The organism is Bradyrhizobium sp. ORS 278, assembly GCF_000026145.1.
Lineage (GTDB): Bacteria > Pseudomonadota > Alphaproteobacteria > Rhizobiales > Xanthobacteraceae > Bradyrhizobium.
This window is the reverse complement of record NC_009445.1, coordinates 5,257,438-5,281,121: the sequence shown is the minus strand read 5'-3', so window position 1 is coordinate 5,281,121 and position 23,684 is coordinate 5,257,438. Positions and strand designations below refer to the sequence as shown.

Sequence of the window (23,684 nt, the reverse complement as noted above, 5' to 3'; positions counted from 1 at the left end):
AGCCTCGCGGACGTTCGCAATTGCGCAAGCTTGGGGTGGGCTCCGCCGTCCCCCTCCCTTGGAGGGATAGGGCGTATAGCTCGATCGGAGTTTTGCGCTCGTCACTCTCCACGTCGTCATGGCCGGGCTTGTCCAGGCCATCCACGTGGCGTTTGCCGTCGACGCCATCGAGGTTTGGCGCCGTCGCGCAGAGTGGCCGCTCGACCTCATCTCAATAATCAACTGGGCATGATGCGTTTCCAAGCAATCGCATCGTGCTCTCGTGCTCTCGTGCGAGCGCGGGGCCGGCTTTGCCGAACGAAGAAGCCTTCATTCCTCCCCTCAAACGCGAACGGAGGCCTTGCGGCCTCCGTTCGTTTGTCGATCGCTGATTGGCTCCTCGCCATCATCATTCGCTATTCGCCTTCTCCTCCATCACGCCAGCCGGCCGGCGGCATGGGCGAGCAGGGTGTAGACCAAACCCGTCTCCGAGGTCAGCTGCGCGCGCAGCGCCTGCGGGTTGCGGTCGTCGCGGGCGACCTCGTCGAGCAGGCGCTCGAACTCGGTGATGTAGCGGTCGACCGTCTGCTTGAAGGTGCGGTCGGCGCGATATTTGCGGGCGACCTCGTCGAACGCCTTCTGGCCGGCCGGCGTGTAGAGGCGCTTGGAGAACGCCTTGGTCTCGCCGCGCTGGTAGCGGTCCCACATCTCGGCGGCGAGCGTGCGGTCCATCAGGCGGGCGATGTCGAGCGACAGCGACTCCAGCGGATTGCCGGGCTGCTGTTGCGCCGGTCCGCGGCCACGCTGCGCGGGCGGCTGCGGCGGCCCTGCGGCGGTGCTGTCGGCGCGGTTGAGCAGATCGGACAGCCAGTTGTCGCTGCGCTGGTCGGCGACCGGGCCCATCGGCGGCGCCTCGACGCGGCGCGGCTGAGGCGGCGGCGGAGCGGGCGGCTGCATGCCGAGATCCGGCGGCGGCAGGTTGGCGACGCTGGTCGCGGCGGACTCCCGCAGGCGCATGTCGGGACGGCCGCCGACGGCGGCAGCTGCCACCACCGGCACGACCGGCTCCTCCTGGCGGATCACGGCTGCGGGCGCTGCGACCGGACGCGACGTGCTGACGACGTCGAGGCCACGGCCATGATGCGCGACGATGCGGTTGAGCTCGGCCAGCGCCTCGATCTGGTCGACGATGACCTTGCGCATCTGCGCCGTGCTCTCGGCCGCCTCCTGCGGCATCTCCAGCACGCCGCGTCGCAGTTCGTTGCGCGTCGCCTCGAGTTCGCGATGCATCTCGGAGGTCATCTGCTTCATGCTCGACACCAGCGAAGCGAACTTGTCCGCCGACTGCTTGAACATCGCATCGGCTTCCTGCGTGCTCTGCTGGTAGATCTCCTGCATCTGCGCGGTGGTGAGGCGGCGCTCCTCCTCGGCATTGGTGCGGATCGCCTCGAACTGGCGGCTGAGCGCCGTCGAGCCGGCGCCGGCCGTCTCCGCCACGACGCGGGCGATGTCGCGCGCGCGCTCCTCGGCGGCCGCGAGCGACTCGTCGAGCAGGGTGGTGAAGCGCGTCAGGCGCTGGTCGAGATCGGCGGTGCGCAGGTCGATGGTGGTGACCAGCGATTCCAGCGTCGTCTTGCGATCCGAGATCGAGGCGGTCGCATCGCGGTTGCTCTGCTCGACGATCGCGGCGGCCTCGATGAGGGCCTTGCCATGGGCATCAAACTGCGTCGACAGCGAGCTGAGATCCTGCAGCGCGCGCGAGGTCTTGGCGTTGAAGACGTTGAGCTGATCTTCCAGCGTCTGCGTCGCCGTGCCGTTGCGCGACGTCACGTCGTTCATCGCGGTGACGAAATCGGCCACGCGGGCGACCAGCGCACGCTCCAGCGAGTTGAGGTTGTCGTGCGCCCCGGTCAGCACCTCCTGCAGCAGGATGTTGCCTTCGCGCAGGCGCTCGAACAGAGCCACGGTGTCGGTGCGCAGGATCTTGCTCGTCTCCTGCATCTCGGTGACCGCGGCCACCGAGACCTGGCGCGACTGCTCGATCGCGGCGCGCGAGGCCTGCTCGAGATCCTTCAGCGACTTGGTGATCGCCGTGGTCGCCAGCTCGCCGGCCGAGGTGATGGTGCGCGCGACCTCCGAGCCGTTGCCATTGACGGTCTGGGCGAAGGCCTGGCCGCGCATCTCGATCTGCTTGAGCGCATCGGTGGTGACGCGGTCGATCTCGATCGTGAGCTGGTTGGTCTTGGAGTTGAGCGTCTCGACCAGGGTGCCGCGCTTGCCGTCGAGCATCTGCGACAGCCGCTCGCTCTGCTGCTGCACATAGGTGACGATCTCGTCGGTCTTGCCGGTCATGGCCGAGCCGAACGAGTTGCCGGCCGCGAGCACCGAGCGCTCGATCTCGGTCGAGGTCGACTTCACGCGCGTCGAGACCTCGTTGGAGGCCGCGACCAGCGCGCTCTGTGCGTTCAGCGCGCTGCTCTGGATCGCATCCGTCGTGTTGGCCGCGACGGTGTTGATCGAACGCTCGATCTCCGAGGAGATCGCCTTGAGCTGGCCGGCGGTGTCGGTCGATGTCGCCGTCAGTACGGTCTGCGCCTCGCGGGCGCCGGCGACGATCACCGCGACCGTCTCGGTCGTGGTCGTCGTCAGCAGGGTCTGGGCCTCGCGTGCGCTGCCGACCAGGCTGGCCGCGGTGTCGGCGGAGGTCGCCGTCAGCGACATCTGCGCCTGGCGCGCGCTGTTGAGGATCGAGCTCGCGGTATCGGCGCCGACCGAGGACAGCGTCCGCTCGACATCGACCGCGAGCGACTTGACGTGCTCGGCAGCTTCTGTGGAGCTCGAGATCAGCTTCGACTGGACCTCGCGGGCGCTGTCGATGATCACGGTGGCAGTGGTGGTCCCGACCGCGGCCAGCGTCCGCTCGACGTCGATCGCCAGCGACTTGACGTGGTCGGCCGCCTCGGTCGAGGCGGTGACCAGCTTGGATTGCACATCGCGCGCGCTGTCGACGATGGTCGCCGCAGTGTTGGTGCCGACGGCTGCGAGCGTGCGCTCGACGTCCGCTGCCAGCGACTTCACGTGATTGGCGGCCTCGGAGGACGCGCTGATCAGCGTGCTCTGCGCCTCGCGGGCGCCGCCGGTGATCGACTCCGCGGTCGTGGTGCCGGCGATCGACAGCGAGCGCTGCACGTCGACCGTGAGCGCCTTGACCTGTTCGGCGGCCTCCTGCGAGGCGGCGAGCAGGGCGCTCTGCGCCTGGCGCGCGCCGGAGGTGATGGTCTCGGCGGTGTCGGTGCCGGCCGCGGTCAGCGAGCGCTGCACATCGGCGGCGAGCGACTTCACGTGATCGGCGGCGTTGGCGGAGGCCGAGACCAGCGTGTTCTGCACCTCGCGGGCGCCCGCGAGGATTGAGGCAGCGGTGGCCGAGCCGGCCGCCGTCAGCGCCTGCTCGACATCGGTGGCGAGCGACTTCACGTGGGTCGCCGCATCGGCCGAGGCGGAGACGAGCGTATTCTGGACTTCGCGGGCGCCGGCGAGGATCGAGGCGGCGGTGGTCGAGCCTGCCGCCGTCAGCGTGCGCTCGACATCGGCCGAGAGCGACTTGATCTGCTCGGCCGTCTCGCTCGATGCCGTGACCAGGGTGGCCTGAGCCTCGCGGGCACTGGTCAGGATGGAGCTGGCCGCGGCGCTGCCAGCGCCGGTGAGGGCGCGCTCGACCTCGGCGGAGGTGCTCTTCAGCTGCGAGCCGACATCGGTCGACACGTTGAGCAACGCCTGCTGCGCCGACCGCGCGCCGGTCTGGATGGTCTCGCTGGTGTTGACGACGAGGGTGGTGAGCGAACGCTCGGCATCCTCGACATGCGACTTGATGCTCGCCGACAGCAGCTCGGCGCGCGTCATCAGTTCGTCGCTGGCCTGGCGGCCGCTGCTCTCGATGCGGCCCGCGACCGCCTCGACGCGCGAGCCCAGCAGGTCCTCGAATTGCGACACGCGATGGTCGATCTCGGTGGCGATCGAGCCGACGCGCGTCTCGATGCCCTGGTGGATGTCCTGGAAGCGCGCGGTGACGGCCTCGGTCAGCTCGAAGCTGCGGCCATCGATGATGTTCGACAGACTGACGATGCGCTGATCGATCGCCTCCAGCGCCTTGTCGGTGCCTTCGGTGAGCGAGGAGGTCAGGATGTTGAGGCGGGAGTCGATCGACTGGATCGCCTGCGCCGAGCCGTCGGTCAGCGACGACGTCAGCACCGTGAGCCGCGAGTCGATCGCGTGCAGCACCTGCGCCGCACCGTCGGTCAGCGAGTTCGACAGCGTGCCGAGCCGGCCCTCGATGGTCGAGGTGACCGAGGTCGCGCGGCTGTCGAAGTTCTCCTCCAGCGTCTTCAGGCGGCTCTCGACGGTGTCGTCGAAGGTCTTGATCTTCGTATCGAACGCGGAGTCGAAGGTGGTGATACGCGCCTGAAGATTGGTCTCGAACTGATTCAGCCGTTGATCCAGCGTCGCGGTGATCTCGCCGCTGTTCGACGACAGGCGCGAGTCGAAGGTGTCGACATAGGTCTTGAGATTGTCCGAGATCTCCTGAGTCCGCTGGCCCATGCGCTCGACGATCTCGCCGCCATAGGTCTTCACGGTACGGTCGAACTCGGTGATGTGGCGGGTGATCAGCGCGCCCAGGGTCGAGCTGTCGCGGGCGAAGCGCTCGGCAAGCTCCGTGCCCTGGTTCTTCACCAGCTCATCGAAGGCGTTGATCTGCATCGACAGCGTGTCGTGCGTGCTCTCGGTCTGGCTGGCGACCTTGGCGACCAGCGAGGTGACGGTCGCATCCAGCGACTCGCTCGCCTTCTCGCCCGAGGTGACGATGTGGCCGGACAGGCGCTGGCTCGCCTCGTCGATCTTGGTGACCAGGTCGCCGCCGCGCAGCTCGAGCTCCAGCAGCAGGGATTCCCCGGAGGCCTTCAGCGAATCGTGCACCTGCTCGGTGCGGACCGAGATGCCGTCGACGATCGCCGCCGTGCGCTGCTCGAAATCGCTGGTGATGCGGTCGATCCGCTCGTTGAGCATTTCGTGGACGCGGTCGGAGAGGTCCGCGAACTCGTCATGGACGTGGCCGGTCTTGAAGTTCAGGCTGGTGGTCAGCCGCTCCGAGGCGTCGAGCACGGCGCGGGTGGTCTCGGCGCTCGCTTCCTCGAGACGGTCGAGCAAGTCGCCGCCGCGCTCGCCGAGCGCGAGGATCATATTGTCGCCGGCGTTGCTGAGCGCGGCCGTGATGTGGGCGCCACGCTCTTCCAGCGCGCCGGTGATGCTCTTGGCGACCTCGTCGACGCGCGAGGCGATCGCATCCGAGATCAGCGCGATGTCGTGGCGCAGGTCGATCTGCACGCCCGAGATGGCGCTGCGGACCTGCTCGGCCTGGCCGACCAGATTGTCGCGCTGATGCGCGATGTCCTGGAGCAGGGCGCGGATGCGCACCTCGTTGTCGCTGTAGGCGCGCTCGAGCGCCGCGACCTCGTTGGCGACCAGCATCTCGAGCTCGCCCGCGCGCGCGATCGCGCGCTCGACGCCGTCGCCCATCGCCGCGACCTCGCGACGGATCGCCTGGCCGACGGTGACGATGGAATCGCTGACGGCGCCTTCCGGCTCCGAGAACCTGATCGCGACCTGGGCCATCGACTGCGCGATCATGCGCAGCTCCTGGCCGCGCCAGGCGAGGCTGGCGAGGAAATAGAACAGGAGAACAGGCGCGAAGAACACAGCGGCCAGGCCGGCGAGCACCAGCACGCCGCCACTCTGGCCGATCAGGGCCTGCAGTGCGGGCAGGAACCCGATTGTCAGCAGCACGCAGCCGACGATCCAGATTCCCGCAAAGACGGTTGCCAGCGTGTAGACGCCGCGCGACGGGCGGCCCTTCTGGATCGCCTGCAGCAACTGGCCGATGGTCTCGCGATCATCATTGGCCGGGCGGCGCTTGGCGAGCGGCGGCGGCTCGATCTCGTCGAGGCTGCGGTTGTCGATGCCGGGACGGGTGTCGAACGAATCGAACGCCGATCCGCCGGACGGCATGACCGGCGGCGCCCCGTCAGCGTGGACCGGGCCCTGCAAGTCCGGGGGCGCGGACGTATCGCTGATGTTCAAAGCCTCCTGAATGGCGGACAGCGCAACTTCAGTCGGGTCTTTGACCTTTTTGGGGGTGTTCGCCATGTTGAGTCCGAGCCCTCGTCTTAATTTCGTTCCGGCAAGCCGCGTACGAGTACCCCCTCGCCGCGCTCGAACCGGACGTCATCCCTTGCAGGCACCAGGGGTGGCAAATTCCGCCGGGTGACCCACTCCATCCGGGCATCATCCTATTGGCTGTGCCAGTTGAAAGAAATGGCCGTGGTTAAGAGATTCTTAATCATCGTTAACAGCAGCCGCCGTTAACACACTAGAAGTTCTGCGAATTCCGGTTTCGGCCGCGATTGGGGCAGAGCCGGGCCGAAATCGCGGCAAACCCGCGGCAATCGGGCGCTAACCATACATTAACCATTGTCGTGCTTGGGTGACCACAGGGGCGCGCGGAGCGTGCCCGTCGGACCGGATGACCGCCATGACTCCCGACCTGTCACGGATCGAATGGATGCCCTCGCCGCCGCTGGTTCCAGATGACGGGCCGATCAGCCTCGACCTTCTCCGGCGCATGACGCTCGGCGACGAAGCTCTGGAGCGCGAGGTGCTCGAGATGTTCTCCACCCAGGCGGTCCGGCTGCTGGAGCGGCTGCAGGTGATGCCGGAGGACGCCGCGACCGTCGCCCATACGCTGAAGGGCTCCGCCCGGGCGATCGGCGCGCTCGATGTCGCGGACGCCGCCGAAGGCCTCGAAGCGGCGCTGCGGGCGGGCGATCCGGCCGATGCGCTGGCCTGGCTGGCGACCTCCGTCGCGCAGGCCCGCGCGGCCATCTCGGACATGCTCGGCGCCGCCTGAGCGGCCGGCCGCGGCACTAGCGCAGAGCAGAGCGGTCCGTTATAGGACAGCCCGACCTCATTCCCTGCGCAGCACGAGCACACATGGCCAAGATCACCTTTGTCGACCACACCGGCGAATCCCGAACCGTTGACATCGAGAACGGCGCGACCGTGATGGAAGCGGCGATCCGCAACGCCATTCCGGGCATCGAAGCCGAATGTGGCGGCGCCTGCGCCTGCGCGACCTGCCATGTCTATGTCGACGAAGCCTGGCGCGAGAAGGTCGGCCCGCCGACCCCGATGGAAGAGGACATGCTCGACTTCGGCTACGATGTGCGGCCGAACTCGCGCCTTGCCTGCCAGATCAAGGTCTCCGACGAGCTCGACGGCCTCGTTGTTGCAACACCCGAGCGCCAGGCCTGATCTCCCGTCTTCGGGATCTTTCCTCACGGCACCTCCCCTTGTCGCCGCCCGGCCTCAGGCCGGGGGCGCGATCGAGACACCGCGGCGCGCCCACGGCTTCAAAGCCGCCATGATCTGCGGCGTCAGCGGCGCCGGCTTGCGCGTCACCTCGTCGATCAGGACCATCACGGCGGTGGCCGAGGCCGCGCACAGGCCGTCGGAGAACACGACCTGTTCGCAGGTCACCGACGTCCGCCCCAGCTTCACCACGCCCAGACCGAGTTCGATCGTGCCCGGCCAGCGCAGCTCGGCGCGGAAGTGCATGTCGAGCCGCACCATGATCCAGGCCAGTCCGTCCTGCAGCAGGCCGTGGCGCGGATCCTTCATCAGCGTCACCCGCCCGGTCTCGAAATAGGTCGCGTAGACGGCGTTGTTGACGTGCTGGTTGGGGTCGAGGTCGCCGAAGCGCACATTGTCCGTGAGGCGGTAGGGGAAGTCCTCGAGCCGTGGCGCGTGGTCGTGGCGGGCCGTCTCTGTCACCGATTGATCTCCATCATTCCGTCTTCCCTTCAAACCTCGCTAGACCACATGCTGCAAGCGGCGGGCGCCGCGGAGAGCGGCTTTTGTGCCTTCCCTGCGACCGTCCCGTTGGCTACAAATTCGGAACCGCCATCTGCCGCCAGCCTTCGAGCGGCGCCTCCAACGAGAAGAGCGACATGAGTGAAGCGATCAAGACCGATGTGCTGATCATTGGCGCGGGCCCCTGCGGACTGTTTGCCGTGTTTGAACTGGGGCTGCTCGACATCAAGGCACATCTGATCGACATCCTCGACAAGGTCGGCGGACAGTGCGCCGAGCTCTATCCGGAGAAGCCGATCTACGACATTCCCGGCGTGCCGATGGTGACGGGGCAGGGCCTGACCGATCAGCTGATGGAACAGATCAAGCCGTTCAGCCCGACCTTCCATCTCGGCGAGATGGTCTCCAATGTCGAGAAGATCGGCGATCCCGGTTTCCGTGTCACCACCGATGCCGGCAAGGTGTTCGAGTGCAAGGTCGTGGTGATCGCCGCCGGCGGCGGCTCGTTCCAGCCGAAGCGTCCGCCGGTGCCGGGCATCGAAGCCTATGAGGGCACCTCGGTGTTCTACGCCGTGCGCAAGATGGAGCAGTTCCGCGGCAAGAACGTCGTCATCGTCGGCGGCGGCGACTCCGCGCTCGACTGGACGCTCAACCTGCATCCGATCGCCAAGCGCATCGCGCTGATCCATCGCCGCGACGATTTCCGCGCCGCGCCTCACAGCGTGGAGCAGATGCGTGCGCTCGTCGCCTCCGGCAAGATGGATCTGCGCATCGGGCAGGTGACGGCGTTGGAAGGGACGAACGGTCAGTTGTCGGCTGCGACGATCAAGGGCAACGACAACGCGGTCGAGACCATCCCCTGCGAGATGATGCTGCCGTTCTTCGGCCTGACGATGAAGCTAGGTCCGGTCGCCGATTGGGGCATTGCGCTCGAGCACAATCTGATCCCGGTCGAGACCTCGGCGTTCGAGACGTCGGTGCCCGGCATCTTCGCGATCGGCGACATCAACACCTATCCGGGCAAGATCAAGCTGATCCTGTGCGGCTTCCATGAGGGCGCGCTGATGGCGCAGAAGGCGCACCGCTACGTGTATCCGGAGAAGCGGCTGGTGTTCCAGTACACGACCTCGTCGTCGAGTCTGCAGAAGAAGCTCGGCGTGAACTAATTTGCTCACACGGTGGAACCTGACGCCGTCGGACCAACTCAAATGTGAAGAAATGTTTCCTGCGCGTGCCGGTTTCACCGGCGCGCCAGACCTGTTATGGGCTGGAACGATGCACGAAACGGCCGTACTGTTCGGCCATTCATTTTTTGACTTGGTCAAGGTGAGATGATGATGCGCAACGCGTTTCCCCGACTTCGGCTGGTGCCTGCTGCAACGACGCTCGCGCTCGGCGCGCTCGGCGCGCTCGTTGCCGCCGGCGCGCTGCCGACGCGGCCGGCGCTGGCGGCAGAGCCGACTGCCGCCGGGCTGTGGCAGAAGGTCGAGGATGGCCGCCCGGTCGGCTGGTTTCTCTTCATCGACCACGACGGCGTGTTCGAAGGCGTGATCGCCAAGACGTTTCCGCGGCCCGGCGACAATCCCAACGAGGTCTGCTCGAAGTGCACCGACGACCGCAAGAACGCGCCCATCGTCGGCATTTCCTTCGTGCGCGACATGAAGCGCGAGGGACTGAAATATGAGGGCGGCAACGTTCTCAACCCGCGCGACGGTAACATCTGGAAGGCCAACATGCGGGTCACGCCGGACGGGCAGTCGCTGATCCTGCACGGCTATCTCGGCATCTCGCTGTTCGGCAAGGACGAGACCTGGACCCGCCTGCCGGATACCAACATGGCGCAGATCGATCCCGCGATCCTCGCCAAATATCTCCCCGCCCAGGCGACCACCGCCACCGCTCCGCCGACGACCAAGCAGGCACCCCCGATGATGAAGAAGCCGGCGCCGGTGAAGTAGTTGGCCACGCGCGTGACGAGCGTCTCACGCGCAGTCTTTTCGCGTCGTAACGTTCTGCCGCATGACATGGTGTCGCGATCTCGCGGCGCATGGCGTCCGAGTTTTGTCATGTGAGAGCGACCCTCTTCGAGCAAGAGGGCGCAGGGAATGCCGGGTGAGGGCCTCACCCATGGCCCGCCTGCAACAAGATAAGCAGGCGGCAGTCACCACAGGTTCAGCCGGTCAACCGGCATTCCCTGCGCGATAGCTTGACGGATCATACGTACTCTCCCCGGGGACCGGGCTGTCTTGCCCCCGTCACGGATGGATCATCACCACCCGCTTGGCACCAGCGTCGGGATGCCAGGACCATACGACTTCACCGTGCGCCGCCGTTCGTTCGTCGGCATGATCATTCACGCTGCGACCGGTGGCGCCCACCGCAACCCGCGCTCCACGCTCGTGACGACCGCGAACCGCCCCTCTCATGAGCACGGGATGCGTCATGAGAGCATGATTTCTGTAAAAAAGAAACTGAAAATTTCGCTCGGCAGGGCTGGACGGAGCGATCGGCCTGACGCCGCTGAAGAATTTCGTGTTCTGCGACCACGTCGCGCTACGCTCGCAGCCTCCTCGTTGACGTCGTCGGCTGACCGACGTGCGACTCGGTCCAGGCGGCGCAGCGCTATCGCGATATGGAGACGCTGAGCTATCGCGACGAACGACTGCGCCGATTAGTTACTCCGTCATGCCCGGGCTTGTTCCGGGCATCCACGTCGTTCTCAGCATGCCGACCGACGTGGATGGCCGGGACAAGCCCGGCCATGACGACGTGGCGAGTGACGGCGCAAAGCCCGATCGCCAATGCCACAGCGCCGGGGGGCGACGACGGCAGCTATTGCTGCGCGCCGCCGCTCGGCGGCAGCGGTTGGCTTGCGATGCTGGGTTCGGCGGCATCGAGGTTGAGCACCTCGGCGGCGGCGGGGAACGCCGCGTCGGCCATCGCCGCATGGCCTTCCGCCGTCGGATGCACCGCGCCGCCATACACCGCGGACAGCACGCCCCAGCTCGCATCGTGGATGTCGGCGGGCTGCATCGCGGCCGGCAGGCCCTGTGGATAGGTCATCGCCGAGAAGTAGCTGTCATTGGCGTCGCGGATCCAGCGCGCGCGCGGCAGATAGGGACGGTATTCGCTGGCGCCGCGGCCGCACAGCAGCGGCTGGTTGGCGGCGGAGACGATGTTGGAATCGAAGCTCTCGCCATTGGAGGCGAAGCATTCGCGGTCGAACGGCGGATCCTGCGGCGAGCGCGCGCAGAAGCCGTGCTGCGCGAACGCCGGCTGATGCGCGTCGACGAAGGTCATTCGTTCGCTGCGCGGATCACGGCACAGCACGCCGGCGGTGCATTGCGCGAGCCCGCGCAGGGCAGGCAGGAATTCATTCTCGACGAAGCCCGCGACATTGGCGAGCCGCTGTGGATTGGCATTGAAGGCGGGATGCACCTCGAATCCGGCCGGACCGCCAGGGCAGGGCGTGCCGGGGCCGCTCAGCGCCGGGTTGCCGTAGGACGTGTAGATCACGCGCGAGAGATCGCCGACCAGCGGCCTCAGCGCATCGCGCAGCTTGGCGAAGCCACGCGGCAGGTCGCGCGCGAGCTCGCCGCGCGACTCGTCGACCGAGCCGATCACGCCGGAGCGCTTGAACAGCGTGCGCTCGGTCGGCGTGTCGACGATGACGTCGGCGACGAGACCGGAGAAGTTGATGTCATTGGCGCCGATCGACAGCAGCACCAGATCGAGCCGGCGATCCGGCTGGCGGCGCTGGGCGGCGGTCAGCGCCTCGCGCAATTCGCCGAGCTGGCCGTTGACGCCGCCGGCACAGGTCGCAAGCGATCGGCCCGGCGTGCATTCGCGGGCGCGCTGGCTGCCGAACAGGCCGTCGGCGATGGTCGCGCCGGTGCAGGCGAGCGGCAGATAGGTCACCGCGACATGCGGATAGCGCACGGCGAGCGCCAGCGCCGTGCGGGTCTGATAGCTGTACAGCGAGCGGTGACAGGCGGCGTTCAACCAGACGGCGCTCTGCTTCTGCCAGTTCTGCAGCGTGTCCGGGGCTTCGCAAGCCCGGCCGCCTTTGAAGCCGGCGCGGCTCGGCCGATAATACTGGCCGCTCGGCCCGCCGAGATAGGAGCGGAAGCAGAAGCCGTCATCGGCGAGCGCGACCGGCCGGTCCGGATTGCCTTCGCCGGAGGCGATGCTGTCGCCGAGGCCGGCAATCAGCACGTCGCGGACCTGAATGCCGGTCGAGACCTGCCGCGTGCCGTCGGGGCTCGTGACATCGACGGTGGCGACGGTCTGGCGGCCATAGCGCACCCGCAGGTTCACCGGTTCGGCGCAGTCGAAGGTCGAGGTCTGCGGCCCGTCGCCGTCGTCGAACGACCAGGCGCAGGTGGCGCCGACCGGCACCGGTCCGGTCAGGCGCACCGTGACCGGATGGTCGATCGGCGTCAGATAGCTTTCCTTGACGTTGTCGCGCGTGCAGGGCTCGTTGACCCGGCCGGCGAGGTCGATGCACAGGCGGTTGACGATGTTGCGGGCCCAGCCGCGTCCGTCGCTCTGCACGGCCAGCGCCTGCTCGGCCGACAGGATCGAGCGGTCGCGGGTGCTCTCGACGTGCAGGAGGAAGTCGCGCTCCTCACGAAACAGCCGGAAGCGGTTACGAACCTCCCAGCTGATCTGGAGCTGCGGGGCTGTGCCGAACTGGGCGGCAGCCGGACGCGCCGCGAACGTGGAGAGCAGGCCGGCCAGCACGCAGGCGGCAAGCATCGGACGAAGAGACATACGGGTCATACGCCAAGGATTCATACGCCAGGCATTCAATTGAGCGATGGGGCGGAAGTAAGAGAGCGGCTGGTCAGGTCAACCGCACCGCTGTCAGCTCTCGCTCAAAGCGTCAAGTCAACCCTGCGAGTGGCGCTTGATCCGCTGCGGGACGGCGGCACGCGCCGTCGCCGCCGCACGCTTGGCGGCGATCTCGTCGGAGACGGCCGTCTGCAGCCGCCGCCGCTCCTGCCATGGCTTGACGACGTTGAGCCAGAGTTCCCGGACGCCCATGATCGAGATCGCGATGGCGAACGGGATCACGAAATACAGCACGCGGAACACCAGCAGGGTGGCCACCAGCTGCTCGCGGCCGAACTGCGGCAGCGCCACCAGCATCGCGGCGTCGAACACGCCGAGGCTGCCCGGCGCGTGACTGGCGAAGCCGAGCAGGGTGGCCAGGATGAACACCACCGAGAGCGACAGAAAGTCGATCGGCGGGTTCGACGGCACCAGCAGATACATCGCCAGCGCGCAGAAGCCGAGATCGACGACGCCGATCAGGATCTGCACCAGCGTCAGTTGCGCGGAGGGGAGCACCACCTTCCAGCCGTTCTGGCCGAGCTGGCGGCGGTTCTTGCCGGCATACAACCAGCCCAGATAGGCGAAGATCGCCCCGAGGATGCCGATCGCGATCAGCTGGTTCACGGCCGGCGGCAATTGGTCCATGGTCGAGGCGGCGGCGGGGTGCAACGTCATGCCGATACCCAGCACGAAGAGGTTGCCCAGCCAGAAGGTCAGTCCGGACAGGAAGCAGATCTTGGCGACGTCGATCGCCGACAGGCCGTAGTCCGAATAGATCCGGAAGCGGATCGCGCCGCCGGTGAACACCGTGGCGCCGATGTTGTGGCCGATCGAATAGCTGGTGAAGGCGCTCATCGCTGCAATGCGATAAGGCACATGCTTCTTGCCGATCGTTCGCAGTGCAAAATAATCATAGAAGGTCAGCGTGCAGAACGCGCCGACCACACACAACGCCGCGAGCGCGATGTGACCGGGGGGGATCTCGGTCAGCGTGGAGAGGATCACGCCGCCGTCGACGCCCTTCAGCGTGCGGACGAGCGTGGTGATCGCGAAGGCGATGATCGCAAGGCTTGCTGCAATCCCCAGCCGCTTCCAGCCGATCCATTTCTTGAAGCCACGCGAGAGCGCGGTCAGCAGGCGCTGCATTCATCCTCCCGGCGGGGCGGCAGTAAATCTTGGAAAAAGGGCGAAACCATCTGATCGAAGAGGGCGGGCAATCCGTGACAGCCTGTTCCTTAAGCTAAAACATGCGCCTTGTGCAGTCCTTGACTCAACGCAGCTCGGCGTTCGCTGTGCGGGTCTGTCACACTCCAGTCACATGGCTGGGACCGCCGCGTCCCGCCTCAGTTTCGTCCCAAAGCTTACGCCCGCGGTTCGATCACGAACGTGCCCTCGCAGCCCGGGTTCCGATCGGCGCTCGCGGCGCGGCTCCGGAACAACCGGTCGGACCGCCGGTTAGCCCAAGGCAAGACGTCGATGGACATGCACGCGGTCGGGGAGGGGCCCGCCATGTTCCGAACCCCGGAAGGACGTGTGACACATGGGACTGTTCACCAAAGACATCAAGACGATGAATGACCTGTTCGTGCACCAGCTGCAGGACATCTATTACGCCGAGAACCAGCTCATCAAGGCGCTGCCCAAGATGGCCGACAAGGCGACCGATCAGCAGCTGAAGCAGGGTTTTCTGACCCATCTCGAGGAAACCCGCACGCATGTGAAGCGGCTCGAGCAGGTGTTCGAGATGCAGGGCATCGCGCCCAAGGCAGTCGACTGCCCGGCGATCGACGGCATCATCGAGGAGGCCGAGGAGGTCGCCGGCGAGGTGGCCGACAAGACCGTGCTCGATGCGGCGCTGATCAATGCCGGCCAAGCCGCCGAGCACTACGAGATCACCCGCTATGGCAGCCTGATCGCGTGGGCCAAGCAGCTCGGCCGCAGCGACTGCGCCGCTCTGCTGCAGAAGACGCTCGACGAGGAGAAGGCGACCGACATGAAGCTGACCAAGCTCGCCGAAACCAGCGTCAACCTGCGCGCCGCGAGCTGACCGCACTGGTCTCGCCTGAGACAAAACGCCGCGTGGGTCTGCCGCGCGGCGTTTTCATGCCAGCAACGCGCTCAGCTCTTTCTCAGCGCGAAATTGGCGCCGCAGAACGCCATGAGGGCGCCGAGGCAGAGCGCGGCGAGGCCCGCCAGCACGCCGGCCGCCGACGGCACTGGGCTGGGGCCCGAGATCGCCTGGCCGATGCCGGCGAGCATCAGCACGCCGACCACGACCAGGAAGTTGCGGGCGCGCTGCGGAATCTCGCCGGAGACCGCGCTGTGCATGATGTTGGCGATGAAATAGCCGGAGGAGAAGCCGACGGTCGCGATCAGCCACCAGGCGATCGCCGAGCCGGCCGGCATGAACGCGCCGTCGCTCTGCCACAGGCCGCCGAGATCGAGCCCATAGCGGGCGCCGAGCATGTGCACGGCGAGCGCCAGCAGGATGCCGGCGGCCATCGCGCCGGCCAGGATCAGGTGGCGGGGAAAATGGATCGTTTCGCTCATGCCCCGTTTGTAGGATAAGGCGCGCGGACCACGCAACAGGACCGCGCCATTTCCGACGACGCCACCACAGCCGACGACCACGTCATCCGCTACGCCTACAAGGCGTCGCTGATCGGGGCCGCGCAACAGTTCGAGCTGACGGAGCAGGGCCTGTCGTGGCGGTTCGCCGGCCGTGCGGGCTTCTGGTCTTACGCCGACATCGCCGCGGTCGGGCTGTCGTTCCGGCCGGTGTCGATGCAGGCGAAGCGCTTCCGCGCCGACATCACCCATCGCGACGGCCGCCGCCTCAGCGTCGTCTCGACCTCCTGGCAGACCGCGACCCTGATGGCGCCGCAGAGCGAGGCCTATCGGGCCTTCGTGATTGGCCTGCACGCGCGGCTCGCCGCCAGCGGCAGCACGGCGCGGCTGACTGCCGGACTGGGACGCTTCACCTATGGCGCGGCGCTCGCCGCGATCGCGTTGTTCGCCGTGGCGATGGCCGGACTTCTGGTCCGGGCGCTGCTCATCCGCGAGTGGACCGGCGCGCTGTTCCTGGTCGGCTTCGCCGCGATGTTCGCCTGGTATGTCGGCGGCTTCATCACCCGCAACCAGCCGCGCAGCTATACGTTCGCGGAGATCCCGGTCGTGCTGCTGCCGTGATCACGCGGCGACATGATCGGTGATCGAAAGTGACCGCGCGGCAGGTTCTGGTGATGCCACGATAGGCTGCCGCTCTCGGAGAAATCTGATGCCGGACTGCGCGAACCGTCTGCCCGATGCCGACGAGATCGCCGCGATCAACGCGCGGCATTTCGCCGACACGCCGCTGCGGCGGGCCGATCTCCTGTTCGTGTTCGGCACGCGTGTCGATGAGGAACTGCGCGCCGAGACCGCGGCTGGGTTATGGCAGCAGGGTTATTTCCGCCATGCCATCGTCAGCGGCGGCGTCACGCCAGGGGCTGTCTTGTCGGAGTGCGCGCTGATCAAGGCCGCGATGGTCAGGCGCGGCATTCCGGCCGAGCGGATCCTCGAGGAGCATCGCGCCATGAACACCGGCGAGAACGTCCTGTTCGCGCTGCCAGTGATCGACGCAGCGCTCGGTCTCGCCAATGTCCGGAGTCTCATTTGTCTCGGCAACAGCTGGACCGCGCGGCGCTACGCCATGACGGTGCAGCGGCACTGGCCCGAGGTCGAGAAGATGCTGCTGACGGTCGACGGGTTTGGGGTGCCAAGGCATTTGTGGCACATCCATCCGGAGTATCGCCGCCGAGTGCTGCACGAATGGGACAAGATCGAGAGCTACAAGGCGAAGGGGTTTGTTGCGGAGTGGCCGTGACCGGAGCGACGGTTGATGTGAAAAGCAGTTAGCTGCTTCAGCAAAATCGCGTAAATGAGCTTGCTCAGTCGAAGTCCGTAGGGTGGGCAAAGACATCGTGCGGCGCAAGCCGCGCGATGGCGTGCCCACTGCTTCACCATCCGCCCAAGACGGTGGGCACGGCGCGATTAGGCAGCATGGACTAAAAAAGTACATCTGGGCGCGCCTTTGCCCACCCTACGAGGCTGTGAATCTTTCGATGCCTATTCTCGCTGACTATGATTCTCTGAGCGGAGCGGTTTGCTGGAGGTCATGATGGCTAAGGACGAGCTTTTCGATGGATTGCCGGAGCAGTCGGGTCCCAAAGCGCGGGAGCTTCCGAAGGGTGCGCCTCGTCTGCGGGTTCCGGAGCGCAACCAGGTCGAGCTGCGCGCGGTCGATATCGACAGCCTGATCGGGCAGGATCATCCGGCGCGGATGATCTGGACCTATGTCGAGACGCTCGACCTGAGCGAGTTGGAAGACCGAGTGAAGGCGCGGGAGAACAGGCCTGGTCATCCGGCACCGTCGCCACGCCTTTTGCTGGCGCTCTGGCTCTATGCCACCAGCGACGGCGTCGGCAGTGCTCGGGCGCTGGATCGCCTGTGCGAGAGCCATGATGCCTATCGCTGGCTGTGTGGCGGGGTATCGCTGAACTATCACACGCTATCGGACTTCCGCGTCGGCTGTGCCGATGTGCTCGACCGCCTGATGAGCGAACATCTGGCGGCGTTGAGCGAGGCCGGGCTGGTCGATCTCGATACGCTGGCACAGGACGGGGTGCGGATCCGCGCCAATGCGGGGGCCAGCTCGTTCCGGCGCGAAGCGAGGCTGCAGCAGAAGCTGGCGGAAGCAACGGAGGTGGTGGAAGAGCTCAAGCGGGAAGTCGATGCAGATCCAGAAGCCAGCAACCGGCGCATCCGCGCGGCGCGTGAGCGCGCCGCACGCGAGCATAAACAGAAGGTCGAAGCGGCGCAGGCGGCGCTGGAGGAGATCAAGCGCAAGCGCCAGAAGCTCGAGGAAAAAGGCGGTAACGGCAAGAAGCCGAAGGAGCCTCGGGCCTCCACCACCGATCCGCAGGCGCGGCGGATGAAGATGGCCGATGCCGGCTTCCGTCCCGCCTACAACGTGCAGGTCGTCAGCGCTGCAGCTGCGATGATCGTGGTCGCAATCGACATCGACAACAACGGATCAGACGGCGGCCTGATGCGACCGATGCTGGAGCGGCTGCGCGACAAGCTGCAACGCCTGCCCAGGCGCTACCTCGTCGATGGCGGATACTGCCGTGGCGACGACATCGAATGGGCGCATGGCCAGAACATCGAGATCTACTGTCCGCCGCGCTCGCAAAAAAGCGGTGTTGATCCTTATCTGCCCCGAGATACCGATGGCCCTGGTGTGGCGGCCTGGCGAGCGCGCATGGCGAGCGAAGCCGGCAAGGCTCAGTATCAGCTCCGCTCGCTGTGCGAATGCATCCACGCCCGCTGGCGCAACTGGGACCTCCGGCAAGTGACGGTACGCGGCATCGACAAGGTTCGCGCCGTCGTGAGCTGGTACGCGTTCACCAACAACCTTCTGCAAGGATTGCACCTCATCGCCTGTCAAAAAGCAGCATCATAGTCGCCGGGAGCGGCATCCGAGGGATCCTCCGGGACAATCCGCCGCACAGAGCCGCCCACAACGGCTATCCCGCGGCGACAGCCCCTCGTCGCAAACTCAGCCCTGAACTCAAATTGGCTCACAAGCTCTACGCGATCACGGCGTAACGCGTGCGATCCGCGCCTCACGGCCTGACCACCAGCACCGAGCATTTCGCGTAGCGCACCACGTGCCCGGCATTGCTGCCGAGGAAATAGGTGCGCATCGCCGGGCGGTGCGAGGTCATCACGATCAGGTCGGCCTGCACCTTGGCGGCTTCCTCGAGGATCTCGTGATAGATGCCGCCCTGACGGACCGTGTAGCTGATGCGCTCGGTGGGGATGCCGGATTCGCGGGCGACGATCGAGAGTGCTTCCTCGGCGGTCTCGCGCTGCTGCGCGTCGAAATCGGCCGGCACGTATTCGGCGAGCATCACCGGTGTCATCGGCATCACGTTCAACAGATGCACCGTGCCCTGCCACGTCTCGGCGAGCGTTGCTGCGGTCGCGATCGCCGGCTTGGCGAGGTCGGTGTCGGCCAGATCGATGGGAACGAGAATCGATTTGAACATCGCGTGGCCTCCTCACTCGGCGTCGATATTACGCGCCCGGCGAGGCTGACCTGTCAATCGGAGCCGTGCTTGAGCAGCTTCGGGGTGACGAACGTCAGCAGATTGCCACGCGCGAAGCTGACATCGCCCCAATCCTCGGTGTCGAAGTCGAACACGGCAAGCCCTGCCGTCGGCATGTTGCGCGCCAGCTCCTGGCGCGCCTCGGCATCACCGCGGCCGGTGAGCGCAAGCGCCAGCTCGTGCATGCCGGGATTGTGGCCGACGACCAGCAACTGCTTCGGATCGAACGCGCCGGCGAGGCGGATCTGATACAGGATCTGCATCGGCTCGGCGGCGTACAGCTCCGCCACGGATTCCACCTGTGGCGCGGCGATGCGCTCCTTCATCGCGGCGAAGGCGAGCTCCCAGGTCTGCTGCGCCCGCACGGCGGTCGAGACCAGCACGAGATCCGGGACCGGCGGGTTGCTGGCGATGAAGTCGCCGATCACGGCGGCATCCTGGTGCCCGCGCTCGTCGAGACGGCGGTCCTGGTCGCGGCCCGACGGCGCGTCCGTCTCGGTCTTGGCGTGGCGCAGCAGCATCAATCGGCGCATGGAATCCGGTCTCGAATCGGTCAGGCCTGAGTCAGGCTGTATCACGTCTCTTTGTCGCCACTAAAAGCGTCATGACGTCAGGTGACAGACCGGCGCAGGGTTCGCTAAGAAAACGCCATGAGCGAGACTTTCACAAGCGCGAACGATGACGCGGATGCCGCAGGCGTGGTCGCCCGGACCAGGCTGAATTTCGACCTCGACGTCGACGTCTGCGTGGTCGGCGCCGGCCTCGCCGGGCTGACCACGGCGCTGTGCGCCGCCCGGCAGGGCGCGAGCGTCGCGGTGCTGGAGGGACGTCAGGTCGGCTGGAACGCCTCCGGCGCCATGGTCGGCACGGTGCTGCCGGGGTTCGACCTGGCGCTGCCGGATCTGATCGAGCGCGTCGGGCTGGAGCGGGCGCGGGCGCTGTGGGCGCTGTCGCGGGAGGGAGCCGAGTTCATCCGCGCCCAGGCGGCTTCGATGCCGGGCATCGCCCTGAGTGAGGGCGCGCTCGAGGTCTCCAACGTCGATGCCGGCGATGCGCTGATCCGCCGGCTGCAGATGCTGCACGAGGATTTCGACACCGAGGTGGAGGGCTGGCAGGTGGAGCGGGTCCGCTCCGAGCTCAAGACCAGCCGCTATTTTCATGGCGTGCATTATCCCCGGGCGTTCCAGCTCGACGGCCGCAAATACGTCCACGCGCTGGCGCGGCTCGCGCACCGTGCGGGCGCGCGGATCTTCGAGGACACGCCGGTGGTCAGCATCGACGCCTCAGGCGTGCGCAAGCGCATCGTGACGCCGTCGGCGCGGATGCGCGCCTCGCATATCGTGCTGGCCGGGAACATCCATCTCGGCGCGCCCCTGCAGAAGCTGTCGGACACGCTGCTGCCGGTGTGGCGCTATGCCGGCGTCACCGCGCCGCTCGGCGCTGACCTGGCGGAGGCGATCGCCTTTCAGGGCTCGGTGCAGGACACCGATGGGGTCGATCAATTCCGCATCGTCGCCGGGGACCGGCTGATGTGGGCTAGCCCGGAGACGACCTGGGACGGACGCCCGAGCCGCTTTGCCGGGGCCTTGCAGCGCCGCATCCGCACCGTGTTTCCGCAGCTCGGCCGGGTCGAGATCACCGAGACCTTTGGCGGCGTCACCGGCCAGACGGTCCATGGCATGCCGCAGATCGGCCAGCTGCGCAAAGGCCTGTGGGTGGCGAGCGGCTTCGGCCGCCAGGGCATGAACACATCGGCCATGGCCGGGCAGCTGATCGCGCAGGCCATGTTCGCCGGCGACGACCGCTGGAAGCTGTTTTCGCCGTTCGAGCTGGTGTGGGCCGGCGGCGTGAGTGGCCGGGTGGCCGGTCAGGTCGTCAATCTCTGGGTCCGGGGCCGCGCCGCCGCCGCCGGAACCCTCGCCCGGCATCGCGAGCGGGCGCGGGCGCAGGAGCGGATCCGCGAGGCTCGGGCTGCCGAGGCCCGGCAGAGGGCCGCGCAGCGTCCCGGTTCGCGGCTGCCGCTGCGGCCGCAGCCCTCCGATCTCACCCGCCGTCCGGATGCCGGGGAGGGCGGCTAGCTCGCAAGAAAGTGAGGCGTCGGGCGCGGACCCGGCGTAACTTGGTGCAATCTCATCCGTAAATCCGGTAATCCCTGTCGTACGGAGACCAGAGATGATCGATCGACGCATGATGCTCACGACCACAGCCGGACTGTTCGGCTTCGCCGCCCTGCGCTGGTTCGGCGGCTCCGCGCCCGCCCGCGCCGCCGAAAAATTCGAGATCGAGAAGACCGAAGCGGAGTGGCGCGCCCAGCTGACGCCGGAGCAGTTCGACATCCTGCGCAAGGAAGGCACCGAGCGGCCCTGGACCAGCCCGTTGTTGAAGGAGCACCGCAAGGGCACCTTCGCCTGCGCCGGCTGCGACCTGCCGCTGTTCTCCTCCGAGACCAAGTTCGACAGCGGCACCGGCTGGCCGAGCTTCTTCAAGCCGCTCGACAACGCCGTGGGCACCCGCCAGGACAAGACCTACGGCATGGTTCGCACCGAGGTGCATTGCCGGCGCTGCGGCGGCCATCTCGGCCACGTGTTCGACGACGGCCCGAAGCCGACTGGCCTGCGCTACTGCATGGACGGCCTGTCGCTGGTGTTCCATCCGGCCAGCCAATCCTCGACCTGACGAAAATTGTCCGCCTGGATTGGCCAGCGCGTCCGTTGAAGATCTGAAAAGCGGGTCTTGAGGACGCGCCGGCGCCTGCTTGCAGCAGTGGAGCCGGAGCGCGTTTGGGCGCGGCTGCCCCGGCAAGATCTGCCGGCTCGGCAATTGTTCACCACTTCCGGCACCGCTTTTTTCACGTTGTTATTTTTTAAGTCGCTGATTTCACACCGGTTTCATGTCTGGCACGGTGATTGCGACAGCTCTCCACGAAAACGCGGCCATGGGCGGACCGGCCGCCGGGTCAATGTGGAGAGAATGGTATGGGTATCTTCGACGCGATGAACACCTCGGTGAGCGGCCTGTCCGCTCAATCATTCGCGCTGCAGAACATTTCCGGTAATATCGCGAACGCCTCGACCGTTGGCTACAAGGGCATCGGCACCAGCTTCGAGGACCTCATTCCGAACGCCACCAATCCGACCCGTCAGAACGCCGGCGGCGTCACCGCTTTCGCCAAGGCGACCATCACCACCCAGGGCACGGTCTCGACCTCCTCGGTCGCCACAAACATGGCGATCAATGGCGACGGCTTCTTCAACGTGCAGAAGGCGACATCGGTGGTCGACAACGTGCCGGTCTTCACCGGCGTCACCAACTACACCCGCCGCGGCGACTTCCAGCTCAACGCCAATGGCAATCTGATCAACGGCGCCGGCTACTATCTGATGGGTGTCGCGGTCGACGCCAAGACCGGCAACGCCACCGGCAACGTGCCGACGGTGCTGCAGTTCGCCAACAATTTCGTCCCCGCGCAGGCGACCACCGCGATCCAATACGCCGCCAACCTGCCGACGCAGCCGAAGACCGGTGCCAGCGGCAATGCGGCGACCGGTACGCTGGTGGCGGCCGGCGGCCTCAACTCGGCCGACCTTTCCAACGTGCCGCTGCCGGTCGGCACCAATTTCTATGCCGACGCCACCACCACGGGCGGTACCGCGGTCAACAAGAACGCGGCCAACATCACGACGTCGACCCTGCTGTCCGGCGGCGCGGCCACCGATTCCATCACCTCGAACTTCACCTCGGGCGACACCATCACCCTGACCGGCAGCGCCGGTGACGTCGTGACGTTCTCCTTCGTCTCGTCCGGCGCCTCGGGCACGCAGATCAATGTCGGCGATTCCGTCGGCACGCTGCTGGCCAAGGTCGCGGCGGTGACCGGCGTGTCGCCGACCATTACCGCCGGCAAGATCACGCTGCATTCCGGCAGCGGCGAGGATTGGACGATGACCAGCGCCTCGACCGGCTTCACCGCGCTCGGTCTCACATCGCCAGTCGCATTGACACGAACGGCCAGCGCCGGCACCGGCATCGTGATCGGCAACGATCTCACCAACTTCAACAACGAGACGATCTCGGGCGGCGCGGTCACCACCTACAACTCCGCGGGCACGCCGGTGAACGTGCAACTGCGCTGGGCCAAGACCGACAGCTCGACGCTCGGAACCGGCCACAAGGATACCTGGAACCTGTTCTATCAGACCAACTCCAGCGCCACCGGCTCGACGGTAGCGTGGCAGAACGTCGGCACCAACTTCACCTTCGCCTCCGACGGCTCGCTGACCTCGCCGACGACGTCGTCGATCTCGATCCCTAACGTCGTGGTCGACGGCACCACGCTCGGCACCGTCAGCCTCAACATCTCCTCCGGCGCGCTGACGCAATATGCCAGCACGATCGGCTCGGCGACGATCAACAACATCTCGCAGAACGGCTTCGCCGCCGGCCAGCTGCAGTCGGTCGCCGTCAACAACAGCGGCATCGTCACAGGCACCTTCTCCAACGGCCAGACCATCAACCTGGCGCAGGTGACATTGTCGCACTTCAACGGCACCAACTACCTGAAGGCGCTCGACGGCGGCGCCTATGAGGCGACCGACCAGTCCGGCCAGGCGATCATCGGCGCGTCCGGCAAGATCTCGGGCGGCTCGCTGGAGGGCTCGAACACCGACATCGCCGACGAGTTCACCAAGCTGATCGTGACCCAGCAGGCCTATTCGGCCAACACCAAGGTGATCACGACGGCCAATTCGATGGTGCAGGATCTTCTGAACGTGCTGCGCTGACGCGCAGCCACGTGGC

18 protein-coding genes are annotated in these 23,684 nt (G+C 66.6%); 11 read left to right on the top strand and 7 right to left on the bottom strand.

Annotated features, from left to right (window positions below; all coding sequences use genetic code 11):
* Positions 1-414 precede the first annotated feature (414 nt).
* Positions 415-6,177 carry a methyl-accepting chemotaxis protein gene (locus tag BRADO_RS23615; protein ID WP_012028717.1) on the bottom strand — a complete coding sequence of 1,921 codons (5,763 nt, stop codon included), beginning with the start codon at positions 6,175-6,177 and terminating at the stop codon, positions 415-417.
* Positions 6,178-6,562: 385 nt separating this feature from the next.
* Between BRADO_RS23615 and BRADO_RS23610 the strand changes: the two genes are divergently transcribed.
* Both BRADO_RS23610 and BRADO_RS23605 read left to right on the top strand, forming a co-directional pair.
* On the top strand, positions 6,563-6,937 hold the full coding sequence (locus BRADO_RS23610; RefSeq protein ID WP_041756853.1) for an Hpt domain-containing protein: 375 nt from the start codon (positions 6,563-6,565) through the stop codon (positions 6,935-6,937).
* Positions 6,938-7,020: 83 nt separating this feature from the next.
* Positions 7,021-7,341 (top strand): 2Fe-2S iron-sulfur cluster-binding protein, encoded by a 321-nt coding sequence (locus BRADO_RS23605; protein ID WP_012028715.1) that lies wholly within the window; start codon positions 7,021-7,023, stop codon positions 7,339-7,341.
* Positions 7,342-7,395: 54 nt separating this feature from the next.
* Here the strand turns inward: BRADO_RS23605 and BRADO_RS23600 are convergent, their stop codons facing one another.
* Entirely contained in the window at positions 7,396-7,860 is a 465-nt protein-coding gene (locus BRADO_RS23600; RefSeq protein WP_012028714.1) for a thioesterase family protein, read from the bottom strand.
* 176 nt (positions 7,861-8,036) lie between these two features.
* Between BRADO_RS23600 and BRADO_RS23595 the strand changes: the two genes are divergently transcribed.
* Positions 8,037-9,065: an NAD(P)/FAD-dependent oxidoreductase gene (locus BRADO_RS23595; protein ID WP_012028713.1), complete on the top strand. Its 1,029-nt coding sequence runs from the start codon at positions 8,037-8,039 to the stop codon at positions 9,063-9,065.
* 171 nt (positions 9,066-9,236) lie between these two features.
* Complete coding sequence (locus BRADO_RS23590; RefSeq protein ID WP_041757693.1) at positions 9,237-9,857, top strand: DUF2147 domain-containing protein; 621 nt, start codon at positions 9,237-9,239, stop codon at positions 9,855-9,857.
* Between the two features lie 874 nt (positions 9,858-10,731).
* Here BRADO_RS23590 and BRADO_RS23585 read toward each other — a convergent pair.
* Positions 10,732-12,681: a hypothetical protein gene (locus BRADO_RS23585; protein ID WP_041756851.1), complete on the bottom strand. Its 1,950-nt coding sequence runs from the start codon at positions 12,679-12,681 to the stop codon at positions 10,732-10,734.
* 108 nt (positions 12,682-12,789) lie between these two features.
* A complete protein-coding gene (locus BRADO_RS23580) occupies positions 12,790-13,881 on the bottom strand; it encodes a YbhN family protein (RefSeq protein ID WP_012028710.1) in 1,092 nt (363 codons plus the stop codon).
* Positions 13,882-14,275: 394 nt separating this feature from the next.
* Between BRADO_RS23580 and BRADO_RS23575 the strand changes: the two genes are divergently transcribed.
* Positions 14,276-14,782, top strand: a complete 507-nt coding sequence (locus tag BRADO_RS23575; protein ID WP_012028709.1) for a ferritin-like domain-containing protein — start codon at positions 14,276-14,278, stop codon at positions 14,780-14,782.
* Positions 14,783-14,853: 71 nt separating this feature from the next.
* On the opposite strand, the gene BRADO_RS23570 is transcribed toward BRADO_RS23575, so the two are convergent.
* Positions 14,854-15,285, bottom strand: coding sequence for a hypothetical protein (locus BRADO_RS23570; protein ID WP_012028708.1), 432 nt, complete (start codon positions 15,283-15,285; stop codon positions 14,854-14,856).
* A 48-nt stretch (positions 15,286-15,333) separates the two neighbouring features.
* On the opposite strand from BRADO_RS23570, the gene BRADO_RS23565 reads away from it, so the two are divergent.
* The 3 genes from BRADO_RS23565 to BRADO_RS23555 all read left to right on the top strand — a co-directional run bounded on the left by BRADO_RS23565 (position 15,334) and on the right by BRADO_RS23555 (position 18,238).
* On the top strand, positions 15,334-15,924 hold the full coding sequence (locus BRADO_RS23565) for a hypothetical protein (protein WP_173363531.1): 591 nt from the start codon (positions 15,334-15,336) through the stop codon (positions 15,922-15,924).
* Between the two features lie 88 nt (positions 15,925-16,012).
* Positions 16,013-16,600, top strand: a complete 588-nt coding sequence (locus BRADO_RS23560) for a YdcF family protein (protein WP_012028706.1) — start codon at positions 16,013-16,015, stop codon at positions 16,598-16,600.
* A 291-nt stretch (positions 16,601-16,891) separates the two neighbouring features.
* Complete coding sequence (locus BRADO_RS23555) at positions 16,892-18,238, top strand: IS1182-like element ISBrsp2 family transposase (RefSeq protein ID WP_050781079.1); 1,347 nt, start codon at positions 16,892-16,894, stop codon at positions 18,236-18,238.
* Between the two features lie 163 nt (positions 18,239-18,401).
* Here the strand turns inward: BRADO_RS23555 and BRADO_RS23550 are convergent, their stop codons facing one another.
* Complete coding sequence (locus BRADO_RS23550) at positions 18,402-18,827, bottom strand: universal stress protein (RefSeq protein WP_012028705.1); 426 nt, start codon at positions 18,825-18,827, stop codon at positions 18,402-18,404.
* A 53-nt stretch (positions 18,828-18,880) separates the two neighbouring features.
* Positions 18,881-19,420 (bottom strand): histidine phosphatase family protein, encoded by a 540-nt coding sequence (locus tag BRADO_RS23545; protein WP_012028704.1) that lies wholly within the window; start codon positions 19,418-19,420, stop codon positions 18,881-18,883.
* 117 nt (positions 19,421-19,537) lie between these two features.
* Here BRADO_RS23545 and BRADO_RS23540 point away from each other — a divergent pair, with 117 nt between their 5' ends.
* The 3 genes from BRADO_RS23540 to BRADO_RS23530 all read left to right on the top strand — a co-directional run bounded on the left by BRADO_RS23540 (position 19,538) and on the right by BRADO_RS23530 (position 23,668).
* Positions 19,538-20,965, top strand: coding sequence for an FAD-binding oxidoreductase (locus BRADO_RS23540; protein WP_012028703.1), 1,428 nt, complete (start codon positions 19,538-19,540; stop codon positions 20,963-20,965).
* 94 nt (positions 20,966-21,059) lie between these two features.
* Complete coding sequence (gene msrB, locus BRADO_RS23535; RefSeq protein WP_012028702.1) at positions 21,060-21,563, top strand: peptide-methionine (R)-S-oxide reductase MsrB; 504 nt, start codon at positions 21,060-21,062, stop codon at positions 21,561-21,563.
* 299 nt (positions 21,564-21,862) lie between these two features.
* The gene (locus BRADO_RS23530) at positions 21,863-23,668 is read left to right on the top strand and encodes a flagellar hook-basal body complex protein (RefSeq protein ID WP_012028701.1); all 1,806 of its coding nucleotides are present in this window, start codon (positions 21,863-21,865) and stop codon (positions 23,666-23,668) included.
* Positions 23,669-23,684 lie beyond the last annotated feature (16 nt).